The 838-nt window shown below is 72.9% G+C and carries 1 protein-coding gene; it reads right to left on the minus strand.

Annotated elements, in window-relative coordinates; genetic code table 11:
- Window positions 1–84: 84 nt before the first annotated feature.
- Window positions 85–759, minus strand: coding sequence for an RICIN domain-containing protein (locus ADL01_RS22250; protein WP_234354750.1), 675 nt, complete (start codon window positions 757–759; stop codon window positions 85–87).
- Window positions 760–838: the final 79 nt, after the last annotated feature.

An 838-nucleotide genomic window follows, 5' to 3' on the forward strand; every position in this document is an offset into this window, starting at 1 on the left:
GCAAACGGGTGGGCGGGTGGGAAACACGACCTGGGCTGCAGAAGCGGTGCGGGCTGAACGGGCCGTTTCCTCGCCGGACGGCTACTACCTCGGATCCGCGTCGACCTGCGCCGCCTTCCCCCGTGGCCCCCCTAGCGACAGGGACCGGGGGCTCGCGGTCACCGAATCCGTCAGCCAGAGTTGTTCCGCGGAGCCGTCTCGGACCTTGACGACCACGTCCGTGTCCGGGGCGGCGGAGGCGGGGGCGACGGCCAGGCCCTTCTGCCAGCGGGGCAGCAACTCGCCCCGCGCTGTGAGGTTGTAGCGGACATCGCCGCCCCGTTCGGAGGACGCGGCGGCACAGCGGCCGAGGATGACGACACCGGCGTCGGCATGCGAGTCCAGGCACAGCTCCGGGTTGGCGACACTGCGCAACAGACCGTCGTCGGCGAACGACCACTGCTGGGTCCACGCGGCCGAGCAGGACGCGAGCTTGGTGGCGGCACCGGCCGTCGCCTTGCCGCCCCGGATGTCGAGGCACAGGTCGGCGACGACATTGCGTACCCGGGTCTGCTGGGCGGCGGTCGAGTTAGCGGGCGGGGCCGCCGATGCGCCGGGCACCGCAGAACGGCCACCGGGCGCGCTGGACGAGGCGGCGGGGCCGGCGCCACTGCCGTCCTTCGGCCACAACCCGCTGCCCAGCACGACGGCGAGGACGACGGCCGAGGCCAGGCCCACACTGGTGAACAGGGTTCTCCTGTTACGGGAAACGCTGGGCATCGGGCGTCGCGGAGAGGGAATCCGTGACAGCAGACGACCGTGCCCAGGGCCGGTCCCCCGACCACCGGCCCCCCTGGCC

It is taken from the genome of Streptomyces sp. NRRL WC-3618, from assembly GCF_001280005.1.
Taxonomy (GTDB): Bacteria; Actinomycetota; Actinomycetes; order Streptomycetales; family Streptomycetaceae; genus Streptomyces.

Excerpts from the sequence above, each read along its gene's own strand:
- ADL01_RS22250 (WP_234354750.1), bottom strand. The coding sequence starts at position 759 with ATGCCCAGCGTTTCCCGTAACAGGAGAACCCTGTTCACCAGTGTGGGC.